Below are 26278 nucleotides of genomic sequence, written 5' to 3' on the forward strand. Positions count from 1 at the left end.
GCGACGGTACGGAATGAGGCGTGAGCACTTCACACTGGACGTTAGCAATGTCGACTGGGTCGAGACCGACGGCGAACCGGCGAAACCATCGGTATCGATCGACTTCACCGGCCCAGCGACGGATCTCCGCGAGCGCCTTACCGGCTCGGACGGCGACGTCCTCGAGGCGAGCGAGACCGACGCAGCCCTCCGTCTACAGGGGCCCCTCGGCAAGGACACAGACGGCGTCGTGAGCCTTGCCAACCGGACGACTGGCGAGTTCCTCCTCGAACTCAACGAGGACGCCGACAACGTCCTGCGGTTTATCCGCGCGGCGCGGGGGTACGGTGAGGACAAAACCGACGACGGTCGGTACGAGATCGAGATCCTGTTCGACGGCGAGGAGTTCATCAGGTACGATAAGGAGACCTTCCTGGTCTACGACGAGGATGGAAACCTCCTCCGCCAGCATAGTCTCATCCCCAGCGGCATCGAGCTCTAGCCAGCGGCTGGGAATCGACCGGCAGTTATAAGTGTTTTAGGGACGCCTAAATCGAATGTACGCCGGCACACGCCGGAAATCGATATGGCGAACGGACAACTACTCACGTCGGCGACCGACGAAGCGCAGTCGAGAACTCCATCTCCAGAGCCGGAGCCGGAGTCGGACGAGGAGACCGTTCTCGAGCTCGAGGACGTCGCGAAACGGTACGGTACCGAGGACGTGATCTCGGAGCTCTCGCTGTCCGTTCGTGACGGCGAGATTCTCACCCTGCTGGGCCCGTCGGGCTGTGGCAAGACGACCACGCTGCGCCTGATCGCGGGACTGGAGCGACCCAACGCGGGCGCGGTCCGACTCCAGCAGACTCCGGTCGCGGGCGAGGGTCGGTTCGTTCCACCCGAGGAGCGCGGAACTGGTGTCGTCTTTCAGGAGTTCGCGCTGTTTCCCCACCTCACCGCCCGCGAAAACATCGCGTTCGGACTGCAGGAGTGGGCCGAACCCGACCGCGAGGCCCGCGTTGCGGAGCTGCTCGAGCTGGTCGGCCTCGAGAACCACGGCGAGGACTATCCCGACGAGCTCTCGGGCGGCCAGCAACAGCGGATCGCGCTCGCCCGGTCGCTGGCGCCCGAACCCGAGATGCTGTTGCTCGACGAGCCGTTTTCGAACCTCGACGTCGACCTGCGCGTCGAGATGCGCGAGGAGGTTCGTCGGATCATCAAGGAGGCGGGCGTCACCGCGGTTTCGGTGACCCACGACCAGGAGGAGGCGCTGTCGATCTCCGATCGGGTCGCCGTGATGAACGACGGCGACATCGAGCAGATCGACACCCCCGAACAGGTGTTCCAGCAGCCCGAGTCGCGGTTCGTCGCGGGCTTTCTGGGCCACGCCAGTTTCCTCTCCGGGGAGGTCCGGGGCGACCACGTCGACACCGCGCTCGGTCGGGTCCTGCGGGACAACGTCAACGGGCTCGCCCACCAGTACGACGGCACCACCGTCGACCTGCTCGTCCGTCCGGACGACGTGACCGCCTATCCGGCCGCAGAGACCGACGCCGCGGCCGACGGCACCGTCGTCTACCGGCGCTATCTCGGCCCGACCGTGCTCTACCGCGTCGAACTCGACACCGGCGAGACGATCGAGTGTATGCACAACCACTCGGATCGGATCGACCTGGACGAACGCGTCGCGGTGCGGGTCACTGCCGACCACGAACTCGCCTGGTTCCCCGCCGAGCAGCGCGACCGGACGTCCGCGGCTGCCGACGACTGACCGACAGCACCGATCCGTTCCGCCCGATTTTCCGGCGACGCGGCGGTTTTGCGACGCGTCGCCACACAATGCTTAAACCGAAACCGTCCCTACGGACGGGTATGCACAAGGACGAACTCCTCGAACTCCACGAAGAACTCGTCGTAATTATGGAGTACTTCTCGGAGCGCGAGGAGGTCGACGAGGAGTTGTTCGATCCGTACCGCCAGCTCGACGTCGATCCCTCGCACGTCCACAAGTCGAAAAGCGAGCACAAACACGCCGTCTTCGTGCTTGGCAACGCGTTAGCGAAGGCGATGAGCGAGGACGAGTTCTCGAGTGCCGGCCGGATCGGCAAGCGCATGAAAGAACTCGCCGAGGACGCCGAGTCGAAGATATAGACGAAACGTATTTGTCTCGGATCCTGGTTGTTCATGCATGGACTCGCGCACGCAAGAGCGCGTCGAACGCTGGGACGCTCGCCCGTTCGACGGTGATCTCCGCGCGCTGGCCGGAGCCGATTTTTCCGGTGCCGTCGCCGACGACGGTAGCTGGCTGTTCCTGCTTGGCGGGCGCATCGTCGGCGTCGTCGACGGCGCCCCAGCGGAGTTCGCGGGCGGCTCGGGGACGGTCTACGAGGCGCCCCACCGTGCGCTTCCGTTGCTCTGCTCGATGGAAACACAGCGTGACACACCCCGCGGGACGTACTACACGAACGAGACGCCCCTCGAGGAGGTCGATCGCACCCTCCAGGAGGGATCGTTCACGGGCTTTGTCGAACTGAGCGAGAACGTCCACAGCGGCGACTACTATCTCGTTTACTACGGCGGCCGCCGGATGGCGATCGCCTACGTCGGCAACGCCGAACGTCTGCTCGTCGGAACGGAGGCGTTCGAACGGGCGGCCGACGAGGTCGGCATCTACGAGGTCGTCGACGTCGACATCGAGGTCACCGACGTCGACGAGCTGGCCCTCGCCGGGCGCGACGCCGAACCTGCGACACGAACGGACGGCGACCTGGAGCATGCCGCAAGCGCCGAAACCGCTCGGGCGACCGCGAGCTCGGCGTCGGTAGAGTCGTCCTCGGATACGGCCGAGGCGACGTCCGGAGTGGATCGTTCGGACGACGGCGACGAGCCCGAATCGACGATCCAAGACGAACCCGCGTCCCGAGACGAGGCCGACGACGCCACAGCCGAGTCGACACAGTCGTCCGGGACGACCGAGCCGGAGCCCGACGCCGACCGCGCTCCCGAGAACGCGTCCGGGCCGGCGGCCGTCGCGTCCGAGGACGAAGACCGCACGAACGAGCTGGAGACGCTTCGAACCCGCAATCAGGAGCTGTCAGCGACCGTCGACCGACTCCGGTCGCGGGTGCGAACGCTCGAGTCGGAGCTCGAGAGCGCCCGTGCGGGCACCGAGCGGTCGGCGCCCGGCCCCGACCTCGATCTCGACGAGGCGCTCTCGCAGACGAACCTCTTCGTTCGGTACGACTCCCGGAGCCAGCCGACCCTCGATACGGCCCATGAGAGCCACGTCGACCGCGCGGAGGTCGACGCGAACCTTCGCCTGGAGTACCACACCCAGTTCGACGACGTCGGCGCCACCGTCGACGGCGACCCCTTCGAGGACGTCCTGGCCGAGACGATGGCGTTTCGGTTCCTCGAGTGGCTCACGACGGAGCTGTTCTTCGAGATCCGCGACACCGGCCGTGCGGACGCGCTCGGCGAACTCTACGAGGGGATCTCGCGGATCGATCGCGTCGAGCTCGACTCCTCGATCCCGATCGAGGACGGCGACCGGGAGGCCGTCGCGTTCGACGTCGTCGCCTACGACAAGATGGGGAATCCACTGCTGGTCGCGACGCTGAACGACTCCCGGGAGCCGATCCCGCGGGACGTCCTCGAGGGTGTGGCGACGGACGCCGCGGCGGTCGCCCGCCGTCACTCGGAGCTTGCGGCCGCGCTCGTCGTGACCCGGAGCTACTTCGAGCCCGGGGCGCTCGAGGTCGTCGAGGAGGCGACGAAAAGCGGCTTTCTCAGCCGCGGCTCGCGGCTGAGCTACGTCAACAGTCCGGGCTACCACCTCTGTCTGGCGGAGCTGCGATCCGCGGGCTTTCACGTGACGGTTCCGGAGCTCTGAGATCGGAACTACCGCTGGCGCCCTCGGGAACGAAACGACGAAAAAGAGAGACTACCCTTCGATCTCGGCGGCGTCTTCGATCTTCATCCCCTCGAGCTTGTCGACGATGTCGTCAATCTTCCCGTCGAGGTCGTCGACGAACTCCGCGGTGCGTTCGGTCTTGATCGCACCCTGGCTCGAGGGCTCGATGAGGTTCTCCTCCTCGAGGACTCGCAGAGAGTACCGGACCTTGTGGTGAGGGTATCCCGTCTCGTTCGACATCTTGACGATCCCGATGGGCTCGTTCTCGATAACCATCTTCAGGACCTGCAGATGACGTTCCAACATATCGACTTCCTTCTCAAGTCTGTCTATCATGGCATTTGTTAACTTGTCTTTGGACCCTTTAAAAGTTACTCTCCGCGAGTGAAACGACCACTCTCAACCATGTGTCAATTCCTGTCAGTAGTTAACGCTTCCGGTCGCACGTGCATGCAGGGGGGTCGCCGTCACGAACGGATTCGTCACGCCGAATCGGTTCGGCCAGGCTGCGGTTGCACGGAGCTGGTCTCACACCGGCGCTGGATGCCGATTAGTATCCACGTCCGTGAACATCTCCCCCCGTCGATCGTCCGCACAGACCGTAATCTGTTTATCGACCGGGCAAGAATCCGCCGCTGTTATGACCGTCACCATCGTCGGGTCGCAACTCGGCGACGAAGGCAAGGGCGGGGTCGTCGATCTCTTCGGCGACGCCGCCGACGTCGTGGCCCGGTATCAGGGCGGCGACAACGCAGGCCATACCGTCGTTCACGACGGCAAGAAGTACAAGCTGTCGCTCGTCCCCTCCGGGGCCGTCCGCGGGAAGGTCGGCGTGCTCGGCAACGGCTGTGTCGTCAACCCCGAGACACTGTTCGACGAGATCGACACGCTCCGCGAGCGAGGACTCGAGCCCGACGTGCGGGTCGCCGAGCGAGCCCACGTCATCCTCCCGTACCACCGGGCGCTGGACGGGATCGAGGAAGACGAGAAGGAAGACCTCGCGGCCGGCACCACCAAACGCGGGATCGGGCCGACCTACGAGGACAAGGCCGGACGGCGCGGGATCCGCGTCGGCGACCTGCTCGACCCCGATACCCTCCGGGAACGCCTCGAGTACGTCGTCCCCCAGAAGCGAGCGATCGCCGAGGACGTCTTCGAGGCCGACACCGGCGAGGCGTTCGACGTCGACCACCTCTTCGAGACCTACCGCGAGTACGGCGAACGGCTCCGCGAGGAGGGGATGACCGTCGACTGCGGCACCTACCTCCAGGATCGCATCGACGACGGCGATAACGTCATGCTCGAGGGCGCGCAGGGTACCTCGATCGACATCGATCACGGGATCTACCCCTACGTGACGTCCTCGAACCCCACCGCGGGCGGAGCGACGGTCGGCACCGGACTCGGCCCGACCGTCGTCGGCCAGGGCGAGGTCATCGGCATCGTCAAGGCCTACCTCTCGCGGGTCGGCACCGGTCCGCTGCCGACCGAACTCGGCGGCGTCGAGGACCAGACGCCCGAATACGATCCTAGCGAGGCGCAACGCGCCTCGGAAAACCGAGCGGCGGAGCCGCGAGGCGACGCGGGTGCAAGCGAGGACGAGGAAGAGCTCGCCACCTACATCCGCGACGAGGGCGGGGAGTACGGAACCGTCACGGGCCGCCCGCGACGGGTCGGCTGGCTCGACATGCCCATGCTGCGCCACGCCGCGCGCGCGAACGGCTTCACGGGACTCGCGATCAACCACATCGACGTCCTCGCGGGGCTCGACGAGGTTCAGGTCGGTCACAGCTACGAGCTCGAGGGGGAGGAGGTCCTCACGATGCCGCCGACGACGGAGAAGTGGGGCGACTGCGAGGCGAACCTGCGATCGTTCGACGGCTGGGACGACGTCGACTGGAGCGCGGTCGCCGACGAGGGGTACGAGGCGATCCCCGAGAACGCCCGCACCTACCTCGAGTACGTCGCCGACGAGCTCGAGGCCGAGATCTACGCGGTCGGCGTCGGTCCGGGCCGCGAGGAGACCGTGGTCGTCGAGAACCCCTACGAGTAGCGGTTCGGAACCGGACCCACCATCGCGAGAACGCCGTCCCGTCGCCGCGGCGTTCCCGAAGCCTTTTGCTGAATGCGTTCGCCTGTCGTAGTATGAAGGAGTCGCTGCTGGAGATCCTCTGTTGCCCACTCGACAAACACGATCTGGAACTGGAAGACGCCGAGTACGACGGCGACGAGGTCGTCGACGGAGCCCTCGTCTGTACCGAGTGTGGCGAGCGCTACCCGATCGAGGACGGGATCCCGAACCTGCTGCCCCCGGACATGCGCGAAGAGTCCCCCGCCTGAACGTTTCCTGAACCGTGTTCACCCCAGCGGTCACCGTCCACGTCAACCGCGGTTCGCCCGAGCGCCTCGAGGCAGCGACCGCTACCTTCGAGACGGCCGAGCCGTTCACCCTGCTGCTCGAGGGCCACGACACGCCGACCCACGTCCACTGCCGGCTCGACGAGAACCTGGCCCGCGTCGCCTCGCTGCCCCAGTCGAACTACTACGTTGAGGCCGACGCGCGGACGCCGGTCCCGATCGACATCGACCCGAGCGCCATCGACGACCCTGTCCAGGGGTATCTCGAGGTATCGACGGGGTACGGTGCCGAGTCGGCGGCGATCGCCGTCACGATCGAGCCCGGGCCTGACAGGGTCGAGGTCGACGAGTCCCTCGCCCAGCCCAACCGCTCGCCGACCGAGAACACCCGGTCGGCGGAGTCATCGAAGCCGCTGTTCGAGGACGTCGAGCTGCCCGGCGGTCTCCAGCCGACGACCCTCGCTGCGCTCGCGCTCGGCGGGGTCGCGCTCGTCCTCGCACTCGCCGTCGCCGCGATCGCCGGCGGCACGACTGCCGTCGCCGTCTTTGCGATCGTCGCCGTCGCCGTCGTCGCCGCGGTCGCGGTCCGTTTTCGCAACTAGTTCTCCCGTTCGACCGTCTCGAGGCCGCCGTCCTCGTCGAAGCGCTTCGCACGGAGGTACCGCGCACGGTAGCGGTTCGCGCCGTCCCCGACGTCGGCCTCCCGGATCTCGTCGGTGCGGCCGTCCGCGACGGCGTCGATCAGTTCCGAGAGCTGGTTGCGCTCGCTCGTCGTCAGCTCGAGTTCGTACGTGCGCTCGTCCTCGGACTCGAGGATCGTCCACTGGCGGGCGGCCGCGATCACGAGCGAACAGGGCTCCCGGCAGGGGAACGGCCCCTCGCCGCCCTCGGGGGCGAGCGCGTCGCCGTCCTCGTACTCCCACTCCCGGCGGCGCAGACACTGGGAGTCGACACAGCAGGCCTCGGCCATCCAGTCGACGGCCTCGCGGGGCAGCTCGTCGATTACGTCGTAGATCCCCGTCTGGCGCGTGGCCGTCTCGGTCCAGTGGTCGACGTCGAGCTCGCCGCGCAGCTCCCGGTACCAGTTGGCGATCGTCGCGGGGTAGAAGAAGTCGACCGCCTCGACGAGCTCGCGGCCCGTCAGCTCGGGAAAGACCCAGCCCGAGCGCAGCGAGGGGGCGGTTTTCAGCGGTCGGTAGCGGCCGTCCTCGTCGTTCGTCGCGAGCTCGCGGGCCTCGCGGGGATCGTCGTGAGTCTCGAGCTCGCCCCGAGGACGGTCGGCGTCGTCGACGTGGCGAAGTTCGTAGCCGCGCTCGTCTTCCGCGAGCAGCTCGGTCGTAACGAGTAGCTCGCCCCACTCCCGCTCGATCCCGTTTGCAAGCGCGTCGTAGCGGGCGGGAACGTCGAGGGGATCGCCTTCGATCGTCCGGTGGTCGATCGTCGCCGCGGCGATCGGCGCTCGCTCACACCACCGCAGGAAGGCTCGCCGGGCCGTCCCCTCGCCGCCGATCGCGTCCCAGTAGCGCCAGTTCGAGACGTACCGCGGGTGCGTGTCGAGGACGTCTCGCAGTTCCGCGCCGTCGAGGCCCGTCCGTTCGGCGTCGGGTGTCTCGAGGACGTACGTGCCGTCGCTCGCCTGCTCGAGGACGAACCCGTCGAACGCGAGGCCGTCCTCGGTCTCGACGGCGGCGAGCAGGTCGGATGGCGAGTCGGACACGGTCAGTCACCCGCCCCCGCGCTCGGTCCGCGCTCGTCTCCGCGTTCGCTCCCGCCGGCGAGGGCCGTCGCGTCGCGAACGCGCTCGCGGGCGTCGCCGACGGCCGCACCCGCGTCGGCCGCCCGTTCGAGGACGACGTCGGCCATCAACCCCTCGGTGCCGACCGCGCCGGCGTACCAGATCCGGTGGCCGTCGACCTCGGCCGGGACCTCCCAGCCCAGCCGGTAGTCCTCGGTCAGTCCCATATCCTCGGGGATGTCCTCCTGGGTGTGGTAGCCGTCGGCGATAAACAGCGGGACGACGACCACGTCCTCGGTCTCGAAGAACTCAGTAACGTCGTCGACCTCCGGCTCCTCGTCCATGAACAGCGCCTTCACCTCGTCGAAGCGGTCCCGCTGGCGGACGCGCTCGGCGTGGTACTCGACGGCCTTCGCGGAGTTCGCGTTGCGCTCGGTGCCGTGGCCGACGACCGCCAGACCGAACCCGTCTCCGACGTCTGGATCTTCGGTGACGCTTTCGGCCCGCTGGACGATCACGTCGGTCATCGCGTCGTGGGTGCCGACGGGACCGCAGTAGTGGATCGTCTTCCCGACATCGGTCGCCTCGAGAGTGGCGTGGGAGGCGTCGGTGCCGTCGGAATCCCACTTCGCGGGATCCCAGTCGTCGAGGCGCAGCTCTCGGGGAATGACCTGCTCGGTGAAATATCCCTCGCTGATAAACAGGGGCACGACGAACACGTCCTCGGACTCGAGAGTGCGGATCACCTCCCGGAAGTGAGGCTCTTCCTTCCAGAAGGCCTCGCGAACCTCGTCGAACGCTTCGGTCTCGCGGACGGTGTCGGCGTGGGCGTAGGTGGGGTCCGATGCGTTCGGATTCAGATGCGACCCGTGGGCCGCGACGACCAGCGCTTGCATGCGCGGCCGTTAGAAGGGGTCCCGTTTAGGGACTTCGCTGGGGGCACGGGTCGCCGACGTTCCGGACGACTCGGGCGACGACCCGTCGAGTGCGAGCTGCGAGCGGTCGGCTACGGCACTGTGACGTCGGTCCGGGCCTCGCACCTGCCCTCCTGGGCGCGCAGCTCCGCGACAGCGGTGTACTCCCCCGACCGGGGATTCTCCCACTCGGCCTCGTAGGTCGCCGTCTCGTCGGGGGCGATCCGTTCGGAGCTGATCATCTGGGCGAACATTCGGCCGTCGGTGTAGCGCCAGACCTCCCGTCCCTCGTCCTCGACGACGAACTCGGCCTTGCAGGCGTCGGAGAACTGGAGCTCGACGGGATCGGTGCCCTCGTTCGCGACGGTAAACTCGAACCGAACCGCGTCCGTTCCCGCGCCGGACGATACCTCCGCCTCGAGTCGTCCCTCGAGTGCCATACTCGCCTCTCGGCCTGCTCGCCGTATAGTTCTTCAGCCGGCAGCGACCGATTTGAGCGGAACGCCTACCACCGAACGGAACCGAGGACGGACATGGATCCGTTTCGAAACACGAGCCAGCCCGACTGGGACTGGTGGGGAAAACTCTGGCCGACGCCGGGGGCGACGCTTCGCCGGCTCGGCCTCGACCGCGGAACGTCCCTCGCCGAGGTCGGCTCGGGCAACGGCTACTTCGCGCTGCCGGCCGCCCGGATCACCGCTCCCGCACCGGTGTACGCCGTCGACCTCGAGGGCTCGCTCCTCGCCGAACTCGAGGAGCTCGCGGCCCGACAGGAGATCGAGAACGTCCGACCGATCCGCGGCGACGCGCGGGAACTCGATCGGCTGCTCCCGGAACCGATCGACGCGGTCCTGCTCGCCAACGCCTTCCACGGGATCGCTCCCGAGGATCGAGCGACGGTTCTCGGGGCCGTCCACGACTCGCTCCGGCCCGGCGGGACGTTCGTCGTCGTCAACTGGGCGGATCGCCCGCGCGAGGAGACGACAGTCGACGGCGAGACCCGCGGTCCGCCGACCGAGCTCAGGGTCGGTCCGGAGGAAACGCGCGAGGCGGTCCGCGAACACACTGATCTCGGGTTCGATCGGGCCGTCGAGCTCCCCCCGTACCACTACGGGCTGGTCTTCGAGCGCGAGCGGTAGCCCGCGGAGCAGTACGCCTATCCCTGTTCGCCACTAACCCCGCGGCGTGCAACTCGTCGGGTACGAGCCGAGCGGACGGGGGTCAGCACTGGTTGTCGCCGACGGCGACAGCGTCGAGGACGTCCCGCTCGAGTCCGGCACGGAGCTCTCCTACGTCCTCGGCTCGCGGCGCTGTGCGGGGACGATCGACGACGGCGAGCACGTCGCCTGTAACCGCTCGACGGCGCCGTACTGCGAGTACCACACGAGCACGTGGGTCTGTGCCCGCTGTACGGGCGACTGTCTCAAACCGGAGATGGACTGCTACCAGGAACACGCCGTCTACGTCGCCGCCTTCGCCCCGGACACGTTCAAGGTCGGGGTCACCAAGTCCCGGCGCCTCGGGACCCGCCTCCGCGAACAGGGCGCGGACCGGGCAGCCCACGTCCACACGGTCTCGAACGGGCGAATCGCCCGCGAGCTCGAGGCCGAGATCGCCGACTGGCTGGTCGATCGCGTCCGAACGCGCCCGAAGGTCACAGCCCTCGCCGAGACGGTCGACGAGGACGCCTGGGAGGCGGTTCTGTCGGAGTTCGACGTCCTCGACCGGTTCGATCTCGACTACGGCCTCGACCTCGAGACTCGCCCCGTCCGGGAGACGATGGCCTCGGGCACCGTCGTCGGCGTGAAGGGGCGACTCCTGGTCCTCGAAACGAGCGGGACGACCTACGCTGTCGATATGCGCGACCTCGTGGGCTACGAGATTGCGGAGGGGGAGACGAGCCGGAACCTCCAGTCATCGCTTGGCTCGTTCGGTTGATCGGGCCCGACTGTCGTACTCCGACGTGGCGCTTTGCTCTCGAGAGCGGTCAGTACTCCAGCTTCGTGTCGCCCGTCTCGCCCCAGCGCTCGAGGCGGTCGTCCTCGACGTCGTAGTCGATGTCGTAGGGCGTTCGCTCCGTCCACCCCTCGCCGGTCAAGTGGCTCGTGACAGCCGTAGCCGCCTCGCCGTAGCGGTCGCCCCGGTGGAAATGCGAGGACGTCAGATCGACCACGTCGAGGTGGGCGTGGATCGCGGCCCGGTCGTCGTCGACGCGCCAGACGTGGACGTGCTCCCAGCCGTCGCTCAGCTGCGGCCGTCGGTAGGAGGCGTCGGGCGAAACGAGTTCTTCGGCGTCGCGGTCCCAGGCCTTCGCGGTTGCGTCGGGAAGCACGGGCGTCCACTCGAGGTTGCCCAGTCCGGTGAAGGCGTCCTCGACTGCCTCGAGCGCCGACGCCGAGCCGTCGGCGCGGGCGTGGAGGTTGATCGGCAGAGCGGGGTGCCACTCGCCGTCGTCGTTCGGTTTGTACAGACACAGCGGGTAGTCGTCCTCGCCGTCGCGGTCGGCGTCGACGACTGCGTCGGTCGGTTCCGCGCTCGCGCTCGTACTCGCGACGGTGCCGACGGCGACCGCGCTCCCGGCCCCGGCGATCACTTGCCGTCTGGTGGGTTCTCGATCCATGGACGATCACCGGCGTTCCGGGTCGACTGCGTCGGTTTCGAGAGCGGCGTTCGCTTGCACGCCCTCCCTTTCGGAGACGTCCGATAGAAGGGTTCGGCCTGAATGTTCGTGGCTCGGTCCTCGCGGACGCAGCTTCCGGTCGGAGACCGGTTCCCTCGACGGGGAACGCCGTTTCGCGAGCAGGGTGGGCTACGGGTTCGGCCTCGGACACGAAGCAGCCGACAGGCTCCACAGTGCCAGATAAACGCGTCGGCGGTCGGGAACATGGCAATCCTTTTCCGCTGCGCTACGGAACCGGAAGGTATGGCTGACGAAAACGAACCCGAGGACGCCGGCGACGAGGGCGAGGAGAAGTCCTTCCGAGAGCGAGTCGAGGAGATCCGCGAGAAACGCGCCGAGGAAGGCGAAGGCGAGGGTGAGCCACCCGAGAGCCCGTTCGGCGGCGGCGGTGGCGGCCCCGGCGGCATGGGCGGGGGTGGCGGCAACCCGTTCGCACAGATGATGGGCGGCATGATGGGCGGCGGCCCCGGCGGCGGTCCGGGCGGTCCGGGCGGCCAGGACGAGAGCAACGAGGAGCTTGTCCGCGAGGTCCGACAGCTTCGTGACGAGATGCGCGACCAGACCCGCGCGCTGAAGCGCATCGCCGACGCGCTCGAGGACCAGTAACCGACCGCTTTTCGACGGTTTTTCGAGAGCGACAGCTGGCCGTTCGTCCCGTCAGCGCCACCGCGAGAACGGGAGCGGGTTCCGAACGTCGAACCGGTCGGCCAGCGACCAGCGCCCGACGAGGACGCCCGCGAGCTTGACGCAGACGTACGCGAGGACGATTCCTGCGACGACGTCGATCGCCCAGTGGATCCCGAGATACATCGTCGAGATCGCGACGCTGATCGCGAGCGGGATCGCGACGATCGCCCACCGCGGGTAGACGTCCCGAGTCTGGTAGGCGAGGACGCCGACGGTGGCGGCAAGCGAGGTGTGCAGCGAGGGGAAGACGTTGGTGTTGCGGTTGACCTGTCGGGTGAGGTGCTGGTAGCGCGGGTAGGTGTCGTACATCAGGGCGTCGACGAGCTCGGGCATCATGTTCCGGGGGCCGTAGGCGATGACGAAGGTGTACAGCACCAGCCCGAGCACGTAGTTGAGGGTGTAGGCGGTCAGCAGCTCCCGCAGCGGTCGCGTGTTCGACAGCGCGAAGTACGCGACCACGGGAAAGACGAGCAGGAAGACGTAGCCGTAGATGTAGACGAACGAGAAGACGGCCGTCAGCGCCGGCGTCTCGTAGGACTGCAGCCAGAGGATGAACTGTCCCTCGATGTCGTAGATCGCCCAGGTGAGGTTCCAGCCGATCATCCAGGAGAGGTCGGGAACGACCTGCCTGGCGACGCTGTTTGCCAGCAGGACGACCGCGAGGACGACCGTGATCGGGGTGGCCGCACGCAGCCTGGCGAGCCACTCCCGGCGCGTGTCCCGAAGCCGGTAGCGGCCGACGACGACGCCGATCCCCAGCAGCGTTAGCAGGCTGACGACGACCGCGAGCTGAACTAGCACCTGAACCAGCATCAGCGTCTCACCCGGAGCGTGCCGTCGTCGTAGTTGAAGCCGGCGTCCTCGAACGCGTCGACGGCGGCCGCGACGTCAAGGTCGCCGTCGGTACCGAAAAACGGGGTCGCCGGATCCTGCCCGTCCCAGGCGAGCTCCGCGGGGGTCCACTCCTCGGTGACCGGCGTCGCGGTCGGCGCGGCGTAGCCGTCGAAGACGTCCTCGGCGATCCAGGCCTTGTCGATCAACCGCGCGACGAGCCGACGGAACCGCGGGTTGGCGAACGGGGCCCGCCGCGCGTTGAAGCCGAGGTGGTAGAACCGCCAGGACGGCGACTCGAGGATCGCCGTCTCCGGGTCCGGCTCGACGTCGTCGAGGACGTACGTCTCGAGGGGGGCGCTCGTGACGTCGGCGTCGTCGCCGGTCACGAGCTCGATCGCCGACGTGCTCCGGGGGTCGATCCCCACCCGGAACTCCTCGACGGGCGGTTCCGGCAGGGCGACGTCCTCGCGACGGGTGAAGTGGTCGTCGAACCGCTCGAGGGTGAGGTGTTCGCGTTCGGTCCGGCTCTCGAAGCGGAAGGGGCCGCTGCCGATCGGCGGGACGTTGTCGGTCGTGATCGCCTCGGTCGTCCCCTGGGCGACGCGCACGCCCGGGACCGTCGCGGACTCGGCCCGTTCGGTCCAGACGTGTTCGGGAAGGATCGGAACGGTGAGGGCCCGTTCGGCGACGGCCTCGCCCGCGTCGAGCTCGAGTTCGAGCTCGAGTTCGTCGTCGACGTCGATCGCGTCGACGGCCGCCGCCAACCCCCTGTACCGGGGCGGGGGCGACGTTCCTTCCTCGTCCTCGAGTTCGGTATCTTGCAGCAGTCGGTAGGTAAACGCGACGTCCTCGGCCCTGACGGGTTCGTCGTCGTGGAACCGACAGTCCTCGCGCAGCCGCACGCGGAGGGTGCCGTCGTCGTAGGTCCAGTCCTCGGCGAGCCAGGGTTCGATCTCGCCGTCGCGTTCGGTCGCCAGCGAGTCGTACACCAGTTCGAGGAACGGCTCGTCGTCGCGGTACTCGGCCGTCAGCGGGTTGAGGTTCTCGGAGGGGCGCGCGTCGGTGTGGGCGGTCCGCAGCCGCTCGACGTCCGACCCGGGCTCGAGTTCGAGATAGCCGAGCCGGGTCGCCGGGTGGGCCTCGCCCCAGCCGTCGAAGCGGTCGGTTCTGACGAAGCGGTGCTCCTCTGGGACACAGATCGGAACGAACGGCTGCTCGCGGGCGACCGTCTCGAGCAGGTCGGCGACGATCGCCTCCCGCTCGTCGCCGTCGGCGCGGCGCTGGTCCTCGAGCAACTCGTCGACCTGCATGTTCGCGTAGCCGAAGGGGTTCTGCCAGCCCGATTCCTCGGCGTACCGCGAGTGCAACGCCTCGTAGAGAACGTCGGGATCGGTGCCGCCGGGGTGGACGCCGACGGAGAGATCGAACTCGTGGTTGATCAGGACCGCCCGCAGGTACTCCTCGTTCGAGCGCATGTCGATCGCGACGTCGACGCCGACCGCCTCGAGGACGTCCGCGATCGCTCGCGCCAGCCGGATCCCCTCCCGGTCCCCGTCCGCGGGGCGGGTGACGATCGTCACCGAGAGCTGGTCGACGTCCTCGCGGTTGACGACGGTCCGGACCTGGCGAACGCAGCCGCTGGTCGCGACGGCGAGCCCGGCCGCGCCGGCGAGAACCGACCGCCGGCTTCGGGGCCGATCGGTCGGCGCCGTGTCCGCTTCGGTCATTCGGTGGATACCTTCAGTTCAGCCAGTCGCGATATAACAGTATTGCGTTGCCGATCGGTTCACTCTCGGTCGTCCCGATCCGGCAGTCGGCGAGCGACGTCTCGTCGAAGTTCGGCGATCGATCGCCGGCCGACGAGGACGTTCGAGAGCCAGACGGAGCCCACTGCCAGCGCGAGCCCGGCGACGACGTCGATCGCCCAGTGGATCCCCAGGTACATCGTCGAGAGCGCGACGCTGACCGCGAGGACGACCGCGATCGGAAACCACTTCGGGTAGCTCGAGCGCGTCTCGTAGGCGAAGATGCCGACGGTGGCGGCAAGCGAGGTGTGCAGGGAGGGGAAGACGTTGGTGTTGCGGTTGACCTCGCGGGTGAGGTGTTGGTACTCGGGGCTGTTGTCGTACAGCATCGTCACCGTCAGCTCCTCGGGCATGACGTTTCGCGGCCCGTAGGCGATGACGAGCAGGTAAAACGCTAGGCCGATCACGTAGTTCAGCGAGTACGCCGTCAGCAGCCGACGGAAGGCCCGGGTGTCCGACAGCGCGAAATACGCAATTCCAGGGAAGATCAGCAGGAAGGCGTAGCCGTAGACGTAGATGAACGAGAAGTACGCCGTCAGCTCCCCGGTCGCGATCGACTGGAAGACGAGGACGAACTCCCCCTCGAGATCGTAGAACGTCTCGGTCATGTGGACCCCGATCCGTTCCGAGATGCCCGGTCCGGCCTGTCGCATGACGCGGTTGAGCCACAACACGACGAGCAACACCGCGAACGCGGGTGCCGACGCCCGAACGCGGGGTCGCCACTCACGGACCGTCGCCACGAGGCGCTCGCGGCCGACGAACGCCGCGACCGACACCACGAGCAGGAACGCGACGACAGCGGCGACCTGTGTCAGGACCTGCGTGAGGACCTCGGCGTACATCGGGTTACAGGCGGAGCCGCCCCTGGTCGTCGTACTGGTACCCTGCGGACTCTAACGCCGCCCTGGCGGTCTCGACGTCGAGATCGCCGTCGGAACCGAAAAACGGGGTCGCCGGATCCTGGCCGTCCCAGCCCAGCTCGTCGGGCACCCACTCCTCGGGCAACGGCGCCGCGGTCGGGGTCGCGTGACCGTCGAAGATCGCGTCGACGATCCAGGACGGATCGAGCAGTCGTGAGACGATCCGTCTGGCGTGGGGGTTGCTGAACGGTTCGGCCCGGGTGTTGTACCCCACGTGGTAGAACGTCCGGGACGGCGCGGCGAGGTGGTCGACGTCGGGCTCGTCCGGAACGGAATCGAGCGCGTGGGCCTCGAGCATCGACGCCGTGAAGTCGGCGCCGTCGTTGGCGACGCGCTCGATCGAGGACGCACTGCCCGGATCGATCCCGAACTGGAGTTGCTCGACGCCGACCGCAGGCAGGTCGACGTCCTCGCGACGGGTGAAGTGGTCGTCGAACCGTTCGAGAGTGAGGTGCTCGCGCTCACTGTTGCTCTCGAAGCGGAAGGGACCGCTCCCGACCGGCGGGACGTTGTCCATCGTGACAAGTCCCCACTCGCCTTGCGTGGCGGTAAACGACGTCGTGTCCTCGGCACGGGACCGGATCTGGTCGCGCCACCGGTGTGCCGGAAGGATCGGGACGGTCAGTGCGCGTCTCGCGGCCTCGACGCCCGCAGCGAACCCGAGGCGGAGCTCGCGGTCGTCCTCGACGTCGACGGTGTCGACGGCCGTGGCGTGACCCCGGTACCGGGGCGGTGGTGACTCGAACTCGGCCCGACCCAGCGACGTGTCCTCGAGAAAGCGGTAGGTGAAGGCGACGTCCTCGGCTCTGACGGGTTCGTCGTCGTGAAACCGGCAGTCCTCCCGGAGCGTGATCCGGGCTCTGGCGACGTGGTCGTCGTCCGCGTCGGCGCGTTCTAGCGTTACGTCCTCGGCCAGCCAGGGGACCAGTTCGCCGTCGTGTTCGGTCGCCAGCGAGTCGTAGACGAGATCGATCGTCGACCCGCGTTCACGCAGCGTCGCCGATAACGGGTTCAGGTTCCGTGAGATCCGGGAGTCGGTGACCAGCACGCGCAGCCGATCGACGTTCTCGGCGGGTTCGAGCCCGAGGTAGCCGTGACGACTCTCGGGGTGGTCGGCGCTCCAGCCCTCGAAGCGATCGGTCCGGGCCACGCGGTGTTCCTCGGGAAAGCAGATCGGATCGAAGGGTTTCTCCTCGGCCAGCGTTTCGAGCAGGTCGGCGACGATCGCCTCCCGCTCGTCACCGTCGGCGCGGCGCTGGGCCTCGAGGGCGTCGTCGAACGGGATGTTGGCGAACCCGAACGGGTTCTGCCAGCCTGCTTCGTTCGCGTACGCCGAGTGCAGCGCCTCGTAGAGGAAGTCGGGATCGAACCCGGCGGGGTGGCGTCCGACGTAGAGATCGAAGTCGCGATCGATCAGTATCGTCTCGAGGAACTCCGATCGCGAGCGCATGTCGATGGAGGCGTCGACGCCGACGTCCTCGAGGTTGGCCTCGAGTTCGCGGGCGATGCGGACGGCTTCTCTGTCGCCGTCGGCGGGGACCGTGGTGATCGAGAGGGCAAGGCGGTCCATCTCCTGGTCGACGGCGCTCTCGACGCGATCGACACAGCCACTCGTCGGGAGGACCAGGCCGGTCGCGCCGGCAGCCAGCACCGCTCGCCGGCTGACGCCGTCGCCAGGATCGGTTGAGTCACAATTCATTCCGCTCTGATGATCAGATTCGGGACAGCTACATAACAATCTTCTGTTCTATGAGGCCGATAAATCGGACGGGAGAGGCGCTATACACTCCATAACACCCGTTTCATTCTATCTCGATCGTTCCGTAACATCAATGTGGAGACGGTCGAAACACGCGGCCGTGACCGTCGCCGCCGAGCGGATCGACCGACTTCACGAGCTGGCTCGAGCGGCGGCCGCGGACGGCGATGACGACCGCGCTCGATACTACGTCCGGCTCGCGCGACGGGTCGCAGAGCGGAATCGGCTCGCGTTACCCCGGGAGTTCCGTCGGTTCACCTGTGACGCCTGTGACGCGTACCTCCGACCCGGGCGAAACGCCCGCGTCCGAACCCGCGGGGGCCACGTCGTCATCACCTGTGACTGTGGCGAGCAGGCACGATACCCCTACGAGCCGTAACCTGACCCGGTCCGTTTGCTAAGATTCAAACGGGTTGCGTTGTTATGCGGTGATATGGATACCGAAGAGCGCAAGCGGCGAGCTCACGATCTCGATGTCACCGTCTGGGTCGGCAAGAGCGGTCTCGAGGCCGTCGTCGACGAACTTGACGACCAGCTCTCGAACGCCGATCTGGTCAAAGTGAAGTTCCTGCGAGCCGCCCGTGCCGGGGATCCGACCGAGGAGCAGGCAGCCGAACTCGCCGACCGGGTCGATGCCGAACTCGTTGACACCCGCGGCCACACCGCTGTTTTCTACCGATGACGGCCGAAGCGACGCTCGTCCAGCTCGGAGGGATCGACGCCCTCGAGACGGCGACCCTCGTCGGTCTCGCGATCACGGGACTTCGGTTCGTCGTGGCGTTCGTCGCCGTCGTCGCGATCGGACGGCTCGCCGTTCTGCCGCTGGTAAACCGCGCGTTCGATCAGCGCGAACTCGACGAACACGTCCGAAATCCGCTGTTGATGCTGACGCGGTTCGGCGTGCTGTTCGTGGCCGTCGCGGCCGCGTTCGGGTTCGCCGGCTTCGAGAACTTCCTCGTTTCCCTGGCCGGGATCGCCGCGGCCGGGGCGCTCGCGGTCGGGCTGGCGATGCAAAACGTCATCTCGAACTTCGTCGCGGGCGTGTTCATCTACATCGACAAGCCGTTCCGGATCGGCGACTGGATCGAGTGGGACGGCGGCGACTACGCCGGCGTCGTCGAGGACATCAGCCTCCGTGTTACGAAGGTTCGGACCTTCGACAACGAGCTGCTGACGGTCCCGAACTCGGCGCTCACCGAGAGCGTCGTCAAGAACCCGGTCGACGGCGACAAGCTCCGGTTGAAGTTCGTCTTCGGAATCGGCTACGACGACGACATCCAGGAGGCGACTGACATCATCGTCGAGGAGGCAAAGCGCCATCCCGAGATCATGGACGAGCCCGAGCCGGCCGTTCGCCTGACCGAACTCAACGACTCCGACGTCGGGCTGCAGTCCCGGATCTGGATCGCCGACCCCTCGCGGGCCGACTTTGTCCGCACCAAAGGCGAGTTCATCACGGCGGTCAAACGCCGATTCGACGAGGAAGGGATCGACATCCCCTACCCCGTCCGTACGCTCGAGGGCGGGCTCGAACTCGAGGACCGACAGGCGGTCGGCCAGGCGGCCGAATAACCGACGCCCCGGGCGGCAGACGGGATCGCAGCGGTTCTCTCGTTCTTCACGGTTCGTAGACAAACGTCCGGTCGCTCCAGGCCGTCGCTGACAGCGCGCCCTGTCGCCACGCGCCGCCGACGACGTAGAAGGCGCCGTCGTAGGAAACGGCGGTCGGTCCGTGTAGCGAGAGCGGGAGCTCAGGTACGGTCGTCCACTCCTCGCCGTCGAAGACCTCGTGGCTGTCGGTCGTCCAGCCCGTGACGACCGCGGGGTCCTCGCCCCCGCCGAGGTGGAACCGGCCGTCGACGACGGTGCCGGCGGTGCCGCTTCGCGGCGTCGGTGCCGCGTCGATCGCCTCCCACGCGTCGGCGTCGGGGTCGTAGGCCTCGACGGTCGGGTCGTTGTCGCCGTCCCAGCGCCCGCTGACGGTGAGGACGCGGTCGTCGAGGGCCCCCGCCGCGAGGTGGTCCCGCGGCGTCGGGATCGGCTCGCCTCGGTCCCACGTCTCGCCGTCGAAGATCAGCACGTCGTGGCTGTCGGTCGTATGCCCCCCGACGAGGTACAACCGGCCGTCGTACGCGACGAGTTCGTGGCCCCACCGTCCCTCCGGCAGGGGGCCGCGTTCGGTCCACGCGTCGGCGTCGGGATCGTACTCGAAGACGTGGTCCTCGGGCGGATCGTCGAACTCGCGGTTGCCGCCGACGACGTAGAGGACGTCCTCGATGGTCGCCGCCGCGTGGTGGTTCAACGGTTCGGGCATCGACGCCGCGTTCTCCCACTCGTCGGCGACGGGGTCGTAGATGTCCATTCGGTCCGTCGTATCGCCCAGTCCCGTCAGTCCGCCCGGGACGTGGATTCGGTCCTCGAGGACTGCGCCGTTCATCTCGCCGCGTTCGGTTGGCATGGTCGCGCGCTCGCTCCAGCCCTCGCTGTCGTCGACCGGAGCGGGCCGGAACGCCCACGCTGTCGCGCCGCCGAGCGCGAGCAGGCCGCCGCCGGCGATTGCGCGCCGCCGCGTCAGCAGGGTGCGGTCGCCGTCGTCTTCGCTCACGTGTGAACGGTCGACGAACTGAGTGAAAGTCGTTGTCGCTACCGAACCTAACGGTCGGTGGGCGCGACGCGTCACGGCGCCGTGGCTCACGGAACAGGTGAAATGAAGTATGAGTGTGGAGAGCCACGGTTGCCCGGCGTTCCGGCCGGGGGAATCCCGGTTGCCTTCTCCACCCCGCGACCCGTCGAGCGACAGGTGTCCGGCGGTCCACTGCTCGCTTCCGCGCCTGATGGGCTGTCGCCGGCTAACCACGATGGGACGTCCCTGCGGACGGCCACCGTAGACCGCTGTCCCCGACGGACGAGGCTTCTCTGTTGGCTCCCGGGGCCCCGGCCGGTCTGACCGGACGCCCGCGGCGTTCGGTCCCCGCTAATGACCATAGCGCGGGTTACGAGCAGGGCCAAACTGCCCGACCTATCCATTACTCCGTAGGGGGTTGGAACTTAAGGACCTTTCGTCTCGAGCACCGCCCGAGAACCGCTCGAGGGAGCGACGATCGCGGAACGGCTCGTGGTTGCCCAGTCGATCGTTATCGCAACCGTCCCATACGGTTTCCTGTCCGTCAGTTCTGGCGCAACCGCGACCCGGGCGATGGTTGCGCCGGGAACTCGGTGCAGCAATCCGTATCAGTCGATGTCGCCGTGGTCGGCCTCGCCGGACTCGCCGCGCTCCTTCGACGAGAGCGGTACCGCGAGGACGAGCAGGGTCGCGTAGTAGAGGGCGACGGCGGCGGTGACGAGGGTGCCGCTGACGCCCGGAAGGGTGGCACCCTCGAGGAACGTCTCGTCGGGGTTGAACGCCCAGACGTGAAACACCCAGCCGACGAGCATCGCGGTGATAAGCGGGAGGTACACCCGGCGAAGCCGGTGGCTGAACGCACCGCGGTAGCTGATATTTCGTTCGGGCTCGCGGTAGTCCCGACTCAGCTCCGCCCGCCACGCTTCGCGTTCGATACCCTGGGAGGGATCGAGCGCGTTCGCGAACAGGTTCTCCTGAATCACCCGGACCCGTGAGCGCCAGATGTCGTAGTCGCGAAACCGTCTGGCCTCGATGAACAAGAATACGGTTCCCATAATGAGTCCGGCGAGGATCACCGCGTGGGAGACCTCTCCGGAGAAGGCGTAGGCGACGATCGCCGACATCACCGTCACGGCCCAGTTCGTCGTCGTATCAAGTCGGTCGCGCCACTCGACCATCCGCTCCATCTCCCCGCGGTAGAGGTGGGCCGCGACCGAGCCGAGGCCGGTGCTCTCATCGACCATCTCGCGGCCGATCTCTGCCTGCTCCGGATCCTCGGGATCGAACTCCGAATCGCCCATACCGTCCGTACGCTCCCGAGCGGGATCGCTGTTCGTACCGTCCCCGACCCGTGACTGTCAGTCGCGGCTGCCGTCGCCACGGCCAGTGCGATCACGACTCCTCGTCTGCGTACGTCTCCTGAAACCGATCGATCTGTCCGTCGGTTCCGGCGATCACGATCGAATCACCGCGCTCGAGACGCGTTCCGTCGACGTCGGAGTGGTACTCCCCGTTTCGCTCGAGGCCGACGACGATACAGTCCGTCTGCTCGCGGACTGTCGCCGTCTCCAGTTTTGAGTCGACGAGCCCCGGAGCAGCGAGCTGTCGCAACCGGAGCTGGTCGCCAAGCGGCATCACCTCCCGTTCGAACGCCCGCAGCGCGATCATCCGTCCCGCGACGTTCGGCAGGGCGAGGACGTGATCGGCACCCGCCGCTCGCAGCGCTCGCAGGCTGTCCGTGGTATCGGCGCCGACGATGATCTCGGCGTCCGGATGCAGGGCGTCCGCGGTCAGCGTTACCAGGACCGCGTCGTCGTCGCGTTCGACCGCGATGACGACCGTCCCAGCGTCCTCGATTCCGGCCGCAAGCAGCGTCTCCTCCTCGGTTGCGTCGCCAACGACGTCGACGATCTCGTCGTCCTCGCGGTCGACGACGGTGGTCTCGAGCCCGGCGCGTTCGAGAGTGCCGGCGGCCGTCCGCCCGACGAGTCCGGCGCCGACGACGACGACCGGCTCCTCGGTCGTCCGGTACGGGCTCCCAGGGGAGCCGGTCCGGTCCGCAACAGCCTCGAGTGCCGATTCGGTACCGGCGATCAGCAGCGAGGTGTTCTCGTCGACGTGGACCTGCTCCGAGAGCTCGGTAACGAAATCCCCTCGGACCCACGCGCCAACGACGGTCGCGCCGGTCTCCTCGAGGGACTGCGTTTCGGCCATCGTCTCGTCGAACAGTTCGGCGTCGGCATCGACGTAAAACTCGGTGAGATCGAGGCCATCGCCGAGCGTGATCTCCCCTTCGGGTGCGGGGGCGATCACCGTTCTGATCCGATCGCCCAGCGCCTTCCCGAGGCGGTGTTTCGGCGAGAGCACCTCGTCGACGCCGGCGTACCGGAAGTACCGCGCCCGCGAAGGGTCGGTGACGAGGACGAAAAGAGCGGCCCTCGGATCGCGGCTCTCGATCGCGAGTACGGTGGCGACGAACTCGCGTTCGGTCGCGTCGACGACGACGGCCGTTGCCTCCTCGAGTCGTACCGCCTCGAGCACGCGGTCGTCGTCGGGTTCCCCGTACAGTACCGCGAGCCCGTCCTCGTGAAGCCGCTGGGCGCGATCCTCGTCTCCCTCGAGGATCACGTACGGCGTTCCGTCGGCCTCGAGCTCGTCGACCAGCGTGTCACAGAGTGCGGTGTAGCCGACGACGACGACGTGATCCTCGATCCGGTCGATCTCCTCGGGCGGCGACGGCTGAACGAGCGTCTCGAGCCAGGGGACGACGAACTGCGGGATCGCGACGGCGATGTAGGCGATTCCGGTGACCTGTACCAGCAACACCAGCGCGGTCATCTCGAGAGTTGTCCAGGGAGCGTCCTGGCCGTACCCCGTCGTCGTCATCGACTGGACGACGAGCTCGAGGGACTGGTACCAGGTCCGGGATTCGCCCTCGTAAACGGCCATCCCCCACCGGTAGGTGAGCGTGTACAGCGCGATCAGAAAGAGGAGCGAGCCGACGTACACCGCCAGTCGCCGGGTGAGTTTTACCACGACCGTTCACCCGTGGCTCGTCTAGAGAGGGCGCGACCGGGGCAGCACACGCGAAGCATACGGGACCGATCACTCCAGGGAATATCGTTCTTGCCCGCTGAGACGGATCGGCCCGGCAGAAGACTCTCGAAGCGCGATTCGCTTTCGACCTCGAGGACGTCGAACGGCGACGGAGATCAGTCGCTTTCGGCGCCGCGAACCCGGGTCAGGACGTTTCGCTCCCGGAGTATCGTGACGACAGCCCAGCCGAGAACGATGACCTCGAGCGCCAGCACGACCGGGTGGAGCGTGTGCGTAATGTCGGTCACGGGGAGAACGATCGTTACCGTCTCGAACGCCTCCCGCTCGCCCGGGGGCGGCCCGAGAAAGAGCACGTAGTACGGCGTCGCGGAGAGCCCCTGGGTCGTCGCCACGTTCAGGAAGTCGGTCGCGATGTGGACCAGCCAGCCAAGCGACAGCGCCGCGCCGCGACGGCCGAACAGGCGCGTGAGAACGAGTCCGGCGGGAACGGCGACCGCGATCGAGTGGGCGACGGTGTGGGAAAACGGCGTCAGGCCGAGCCAGTAGAGGGGCCGATCGACGAGGTCGGGAAGCGCCGAGCCGACGACGAGGTACGCGATCGGAAACCGCGTGTAGACGCCCAGCAGGTACCCCATCGCCAGGTGCGTCGGAAAGGTAAGGTGGAGCATCGTGGAGGCGACTACGGGATCGCAGGCGCTCGCGGGACTTCAACCGTCGGTGCGCAATCGAACAGGAGAAATCGAACCGGTCGGGTCGTGTCGATCAGGCCACGTCGTTCGGGCCGAACTCGTCGACCCCGCCCGTCTCGAGTCCGGACTCGAGGTCGGCGACCGCGTCGGGCGCGATCTCTTCGAGCGCGCGCTCGAAGTGGTCAGCAGTGAGTTCGATCGCCTCGACGTCGGAGTCCTCCCCGGTAGTCTCGCGTTCGACGTGTTCGCGGACCGCGATCGTCGCGGCCTCCCGGCAGACGGCCTCGATGTCGGCACCGGTATAGCCCTCGGTCTCTTCGGCTAGCGTATCGAGGTCGACGTCCGCGGCCAGCGGCCGGTTCTGGGTGTGGATCCGGAAGATCTCACGTCGGGCGTCCGTGTCTGGCTCGCCGACCTCGACGTGGCGGTCAAGCCGGCCAGGCCGGAGCAGGGCGTCGTCGATCAGCTCCGGCCGGTTCGAGGCCGCGACGACGACGACGTCCTCGAGCTCCTCGAGGCCGTCGAGTTCGGTCAGCAGCTGGGAGACGACCCGCTCGCCGACGTTGGAGTCGCCGCTCCCGCTGCCGCGTTTGGACGCAATGGCATCGATCTCGTCGAAGAAGATGATCGTCGGGGCGTTCGCGCGGGCCTTCTCGAAGACCTCGCGGACCCCCTTCTCCGACTCGCCGACGTACTTGTCGAACAGCTCCGGCCCCTTGACCGAGATGAAGTTCGACTGGGACTCGTTCGCGACGGCCTTGGCGAGCAGCGTCTTCCCGGTGCCCGGCGGCCCGTGTAGCAGGACTCCCTTCGCGGGGCTGAGACCGACCTGCTCGTAGGCGTCGGCGTGTTCCATCGGCCACTGGATCGCCTCGCGGAGCCGTCCCTTCGCCTCCTCGAGCCCACCGACGTCCTCCCAGGTGACGTCCGGGACTTCGACGAACACCTCCCGCATCGCCGAGGGTTCGACCCCACGGAGCGCGCTCCGGAAATCCTGTGCGGTGACCTCGATTTTCTCGAGGACCTCGGCGTCGATCTCGTCGGCTTCGAGGTCGAGTTCGGGCCGGAGCCGACGCATGGCGGTCATCGCCGCCTCCTTCGCGAGGTTCTCGAGGTCGGCGCCGACGAAGCCGTGGGTGTTCTCGGCGAAGCGCTCGAGGTCGACGTCCTCGGCCAGGGGCATGCCGCGGGTGTGGATCTGGAGGACCTCCTCGCGGCCGGCGGCGTCGGGGACGCCGATCTCGATCTCCCGGTCGAACCGACCCGGTCGACGCAGGGCGGGGTCGATCGCATCGACGCGGTTCGTGGTGCCGATGACCGTGATCTCGCCGCGGTCCTCGAGGCCGTCCATCAGCGAGAGCAGCTGGGCGACCACGCGGCGCTCGACGTCGCCCTGGACGTCTTCGCGTTTGGGCGCGATCGAGTCGAGCTCGTCGATGAAGACGATCGCGGGCTCGTTCTCGGCGGCCTCCTCGAAGATATCTCGAAGCTGCTCCTCGCTCTCGCCGTAGTACTTCGACATGATCTCCGGGCCGGAGAGCGTCACGAAGTGGGCGTCGACCTCGCTGGCGACCGCCCGCGCGATGAGGGTCTTCCCGGTTCCCGGCGGACCGTGGAGCAACACGCCCTTCGGGGGCTCGATGCCCAGCGTCCGGAACAGCTCGGGGTGGCGCATCGGCAGCTCGATCATCTCGCGGACCTGCTCGAGCTCGTCTTCCAACCCGCCGACGTCCTCGTAGGCGACGTCCGGGCTCTCGATCTCGCTTCCGTCCTCGATCGGTCCGTCGGCCTCGATCTCGAGGCGGTCAGCGTCGCGCTCGACGAGTTCGACGTCGGTCCGGTTACCGACGACAACCGTGTCGCCGGGCTCGGTGTCGACGACGGTGATCGGCAGGCGGCGACCCGAGCGACTCGAGAGCAGCCCGAACCCCAGCGACACCGAGAGGGTATCGCCGGGGCTGACGGCTCGCTCCGAGAGCTTGTCCTGCAGGTAGGATCCGATGTCGCCTTGAATGCGGACGTTCTCCGGAAGCGCGACCCGTACTCGCTCGGCGGGTTCGACGTTCGCGGGCTCGACCGAAACCGGGTCGTCGATTCGGGCGCCGACCGCCTGCCGCAGCTCGCCGTCGATCCGGACGATCCCGTGACCGACGTCCTCGGAGCGACCCGGCCACACGCGGGCGATCGCGCGTCCGTCGCGTCCCTCAATCGCGACGAACTCGCCGCTCGAGACGCCCATCTCTTTCATCGTCTCTCGGTCGATCGATGCGAGTCCACTCCCAGCGTCCTTTCGCTTGAGTGGTTTGACTCGGAGTCGCATGG

The 26278-nt window shown here is 67.5% G+C and carries 27 protein-coding genes and 1 other RNA gene; 13 read left to right on the plus strand and 15 right to left on the minus strand.

The features are described from left to right. Window positions 1–13 precede the first annotated feature (13 nt). The 4 genes from NATOC_RS04970 (at window position 14) to NATOC_RS04985 (ending at window position 3871) form a co-directional block, all read left to right on the plus strand. On the plus strand, window positions 14–481 hold the full coding sequence (locus tag NATOC_RS04970; RefSeq protein WP_049888654.1) for a DUF5793 family protein: 468 nt from the start codon (window positions 14–16) through the stop codon (window positions 479–481). A gap of 84 nt (window positions 482–565) precedes the next feature. Then, window positions 566–1750, plus strand: a complete 1185-nt coding sequence (locus NATOC_RS04975; RefSeq protein WP_015320331.1) for an ABC transporter ATP-binding protein — start codon at window positions 566–568, stop codon at window positions 1748–1750. Window positions 1751–1851: 101 nt separating this feature from the next. Beyond that, complete coding sequence (locus tag NATOC_RS04980) at window positions 1852–2130, plus strand: UPF0058 family protein (protein WP_008426477.1); 279 nt, start codon at window positions 1852–1854, stop codon at window positions 2128–2130. Between the two features lie 37 nt (window positions 2131–2167). Then, window positions 2168–3871 carry a DUF7527 domain-containing protein gene (locus NATOC_RS04985; protein ID WP_015320332.1) on the plus strand — a complete coding sequence of 568 codons (1704 nt, stop codon included), beginning with the start codon at window positions 2168–2170 and terminating at the stop codon, window positions 3869–3871. Window positions 3872–3922: 51 nt separating this feature from the next. Here the strand turns inward: NATOC_RS04985 and NATOC_RS04990 are convergent, their stop codons facing one another. Next, window positions 3923–4228, minus strand: a complete 306-nt coding sequence (locus tag NATOC_RS04990; RefSeq protein ID WP_015320333.1) for a hypothetical protein — start codon at window positions 4226–4228, stop codon at window positions 3923–3925. Window positions 4229–4532: 304 nt separating this feature from the next. Here NATOC_RS04990 and NATOC_RS04995 point away from each other — a divergent pair, with 304 nt between their 5' ends. From NATOC_RS04995 to NATOC_RS05005, 3 genes are all read left to right on the plus strand, one after another. Then, on the plus strand, window positions 4533–5945 hold the full coding sequence (locus tag NATOC_RS04995; RefSeq protein ID WP_015320334.1) for an adenylosuccinate synthase: 1413 nt from the start codon (window positions 4533–4535) through the stop codon (window positions 5943–5945). 92 nt (window positions 5946–6037) lie between these two features. Next, window positions 6038–6232, plus strand: coding sequence for a methytransferase partner Trm112 (locus NATOC_RS05000; RefSeq protein WP_015320335.1), 195 nt, complete (start codon window positions 6038–6040; stop codon window positions 6230–6232). Between the two features lie 14 nt (window positions 6233–6246). Next, on the plus strand, window positions 6247–6852 hold the full coding sequence (locus NATOC_RS05005) for a DUF7524 family protein (RefSeq protein WP_015320336.1): 606 nt from the start codon (window positions 6247–6249) through the stop codon (window positions 6850–6852). On the opposite strand, the gene NATOC_RS05010 is transcribed toward NATOC_RS05005, so the two are convergent. From NATOC_RS05010 to NATOC_RS05020, 3 genes are all read right to left on the minus strand, one after another. Continuing rightward, window positions 6849–7967 carry a DR2241 family protein gene (locus NATOC_RS05010; RefSeq protein ID WP_015320337.1) on the minus strand — a complete coding sequence of 373 codons (1119 nt, stop codon included), beginning with the start codon at window positions 7965–7967 and terminating at the stop codon, window positions 6849–6851. The two genes, NATOC_RS05005 and NATOC_RS05010, sit on opposite strands and share 4 nt — an antisense overlap. A gap of 2 nt (window positions 7968–7969) precedes the next feature. After that, entirely contained in the window at window positions 7970–8881 is a 912-nt protein-coding gene (locus tag NATOC_RS05015; RefSeq protein ID WP_015320338.1) for a CbiX/SirB N-terminal domain-containing protein, read from the minus strand. A gap of 110 nt (window positions 8882–8991) precedes the next feature. Next, window positions 8992–9339, minus strand: a complete 348-nt coding sequence (locus NATOC_RS05020) for a BsuPI-related putative proteinase inhibitor (RefSeq protein WP_015320339.1) — start codon at window positions 9337–9339, stop codon at window positions 8992–8994. Between the two features lie 93 nt (window positions 9340–9432). On the opposite strand from NATOC_RS05020, the gene NATOC_RS05025 reads away from it, so the two are divergent. After that, window positions 9433–10038, plus strand: coding sequence for a class I SAM-dependent methyltransferase (locus NATOC_RS05025; RefSeq protein ID WP_015320340.1), 606 nt, complete (start codon window positions 9433–9435; stop codon window positions 10036–10038). 46 nt (window positions 10039–10084) lie between these two features. After that, on the plus strand, window positions 10085–10837 hold the full coding sequence (locus tag NATOC_RS05030) for a DUF2797 domain-containing protein (protein WP_015320341.1): 753 nt from the start codon (window positions 10085–10087) through the stop codon (window positions 10835–10837). Between the two features lie 49 nt (window positions 10838–10886). On the opposite strand, the gene NATOC_RS05035 is transcribed toward NATOC_RS05030, so the two are convergent. After that, on the minus strand, window positions 10887–11519 hold the full coding sequence (locus NATOC_RS05035) for a hypothetical protein (protein WP_015320342.1): 633 nt from the start codon (window positions 11517–11519) through the stop codon (window positions 10887–10889). Between the two features lie 303 nt (window positions 11520–11822). Here NATOC_RS05035 and NATOC_RS05040 point away from each other — a divergent pair, with 303 nt between their 5' ends. Continuing rightward, a complete protein-coding gene (locus NATOC_RS05040; protein WP_015320343.1) occupies window positions 11823–12185 on the plus strand; it encodes a hypothetical protein in 363 nt (120 codons plus the stop codon). Window positions 12186–12236: 51 nt separating this feature from the next. Here NATOC_RS05040 and NATOC_RS05045 read toward each other — a convergent pair whose 3' ends face one another. From NATOC_RS05045 to NATOC_RS05060, 4 genes are read right to left on the minus strand one after another with little or no spacing between them, the layout of a single operon-like run. Continuing rightward, entirely contained in the window at window positions 12237–13079 is an 843-nt protein-coding gene (locus tag NATOC_RS05045) for a phosphatase PAP2 family protein (protein ID WP_015320344.1), read from the minus strand. Next, window positions 13079–14827 carry an ABC transporter substrate-binding protein gene (locus NATOC_RS05050; RefSeq protein ID WP_015320345.1) on the minus strand — a complete coding sequence of 583 codons (1749 nt, stop codon included), beginning with the start codon at window positions 14825–14827 and terminating at the stop codon, window positions 13079–13081. Before NATOC_RS05050 ends, NATOC_RS05045 begins: the two co-directional genes overlap by 1 nt. Before the next feature lie 59 nt (window positions 14828–14886). Further along, window positions 14887–15750, minus strand: coding sequence for a phosphatase PAP2 family protein (locus NATOC_RS05055; protein ID WP_015320346.1), 864 nt, complete (start codon window positions 15748–15750; stop codon window positions 14887–14889). Between the two features lie 4 nt (window positions 15751–15754). After that, window positions 15755–17527 carry an ABC transporter substrate-binding protein gene (locus NATOC_RS05060; protein WP_015320347.1) on the minus strand — a complete coding sequence of 591 codons (1773 nt, stop codon included), beginning with the start codon at window positions 17525–17527 and terminating at the stop codon, window positions 15755–15757. Window positions 17528–17687: 160 nt separating this feature from the next. Here NATOC_RS05060 and NATOC_RS05065 point away from each other — a divergent pair, with 160 nt between their 5' ends. The 3 genes from NATOC_RS05065 to NATOC_RS05075 are packed head-to-tail and all read left to right on the plus strand — an operon-like array spanning window position 17688 to window position 19159. Then, entirely contained in the window at window positions 17688–17966 is a 279-nt protein-coding gene (locus NATOC_RS05065; RefSeq protein WP_049888886.1) for a ribonuclease P protein component 4, read from the plus strand. Window positions 17967–18020: 54 nt separating this feature from the next. Further along, window positions 18021–18269, plus strand: a complete 249-nt coding sequence (locus NATOC_RS20910) for a YhbY family RNA-binding protein (RefSeq protein WP_015320349.1) — start codon at window positions 18021–18023, stop codon at window positions 18267–18269. Further along, window positions 18266–19159, plus strand: a complete 894-nt coding sequence (locus tag NATOC_RS05075; protein WP_015320350.1) for a mechanosensitive ion channel family protein — start codon at window positions 18266–18268, stop codon at window positions 19157–19159. Before NATOC_RS20910 ends, NATOC_RS05075 begins: the two co-directional genes overlap by 4 nt. 46 nt (window positions 19160–19205) lie before the next feature. Here NATOC_RS05075 and NATOC_RS05080 read toward each other — a convergent pair whose 3' ends face one another. The 6 genes from NATOC_RS05080 to NATOC_RS05100 all read right to left on the minus strand — a co-directional run bounded on the left by NATOC_RS05080 (window position 19206) and on the right by NATOC_RS05100 (window position 26276). Then, window positions 19206–20192, minus strand: coding sequence for a Kelch repeat-containing protein (locus tag NATOC_RS05080; RefSeq protein WP_015320351.1), 987 nt, complete (start codon window positions 20190–20192; stop codon window positions 19206–19208). A 112-nt stretch (window positions 20193–20304) separates the two neighbouring features. Further along, an RNA gene (ffs, locus tag NATOC_RS19490) (signal recognition particle sRNA) lies at window positions 20305–20618 on the minus strand. Between the two features lie 200 nt (window positions 20619–20818). Beyond that, window positions 20819–21511 carry a DUF2270 domain-containing protein gene (locus tag NATOC_RS05085; protein WP_015320352.1) on the minus strand — a complete coding sequence of 231 codons (693 nt, stop codon included), beginning with the start codon at window positions 21509–21511 and terminating at the stop codon, window positions 20819–20821. A 91-nt stretch (window positions 21512–21602) separates the two neighbouring features. Further along, window positions 21603–23246: a potassium channel family protein gene (locus tag NATOC_RS05090; protein ID WP_015320353.1), complete on the minus strand. Its 1644-nt coding sequence runs from the start codon at window positions 23244–23246 to the stop codon at window positions 21603–21605. A gap of 176 nt (window positions 23247–23422) precedes the next feature. Continuing rightward, window positions 23423–23935, minus strand: a complete 513-nt coding sequence (locus NATOC_RS05095) for a hypothetical protein (protein ID WP_015320354.1) — start codon at window positions 23933–23935, stop codon at window positions 23423–23425. 94 nt (window positions 23936–24029) lie between these two features. After that, window positions 24030–26276 (minus strand): CDC48 family AAA ATPase, encoded by a 2247-nt coding sequence (locus tag NATOC_RS05100; RefSeq protein WP_015320355.1) that lies wholly within the window; start codon window positions 26274–26276, stop codon window positions 24030–24032. Window positions 26277–26278: the final 2 nt, after the last annotated feature.

This window comes from Natronococcus occultus SP4 (genome assembly GCF_000328685.1).
GTDB classification, from domain to species: Archaea; Halobacteriota; Halobacteria; order Halobacteriales; family Natrialbaceae; genus Natronococcus; species Natronococcus occultus.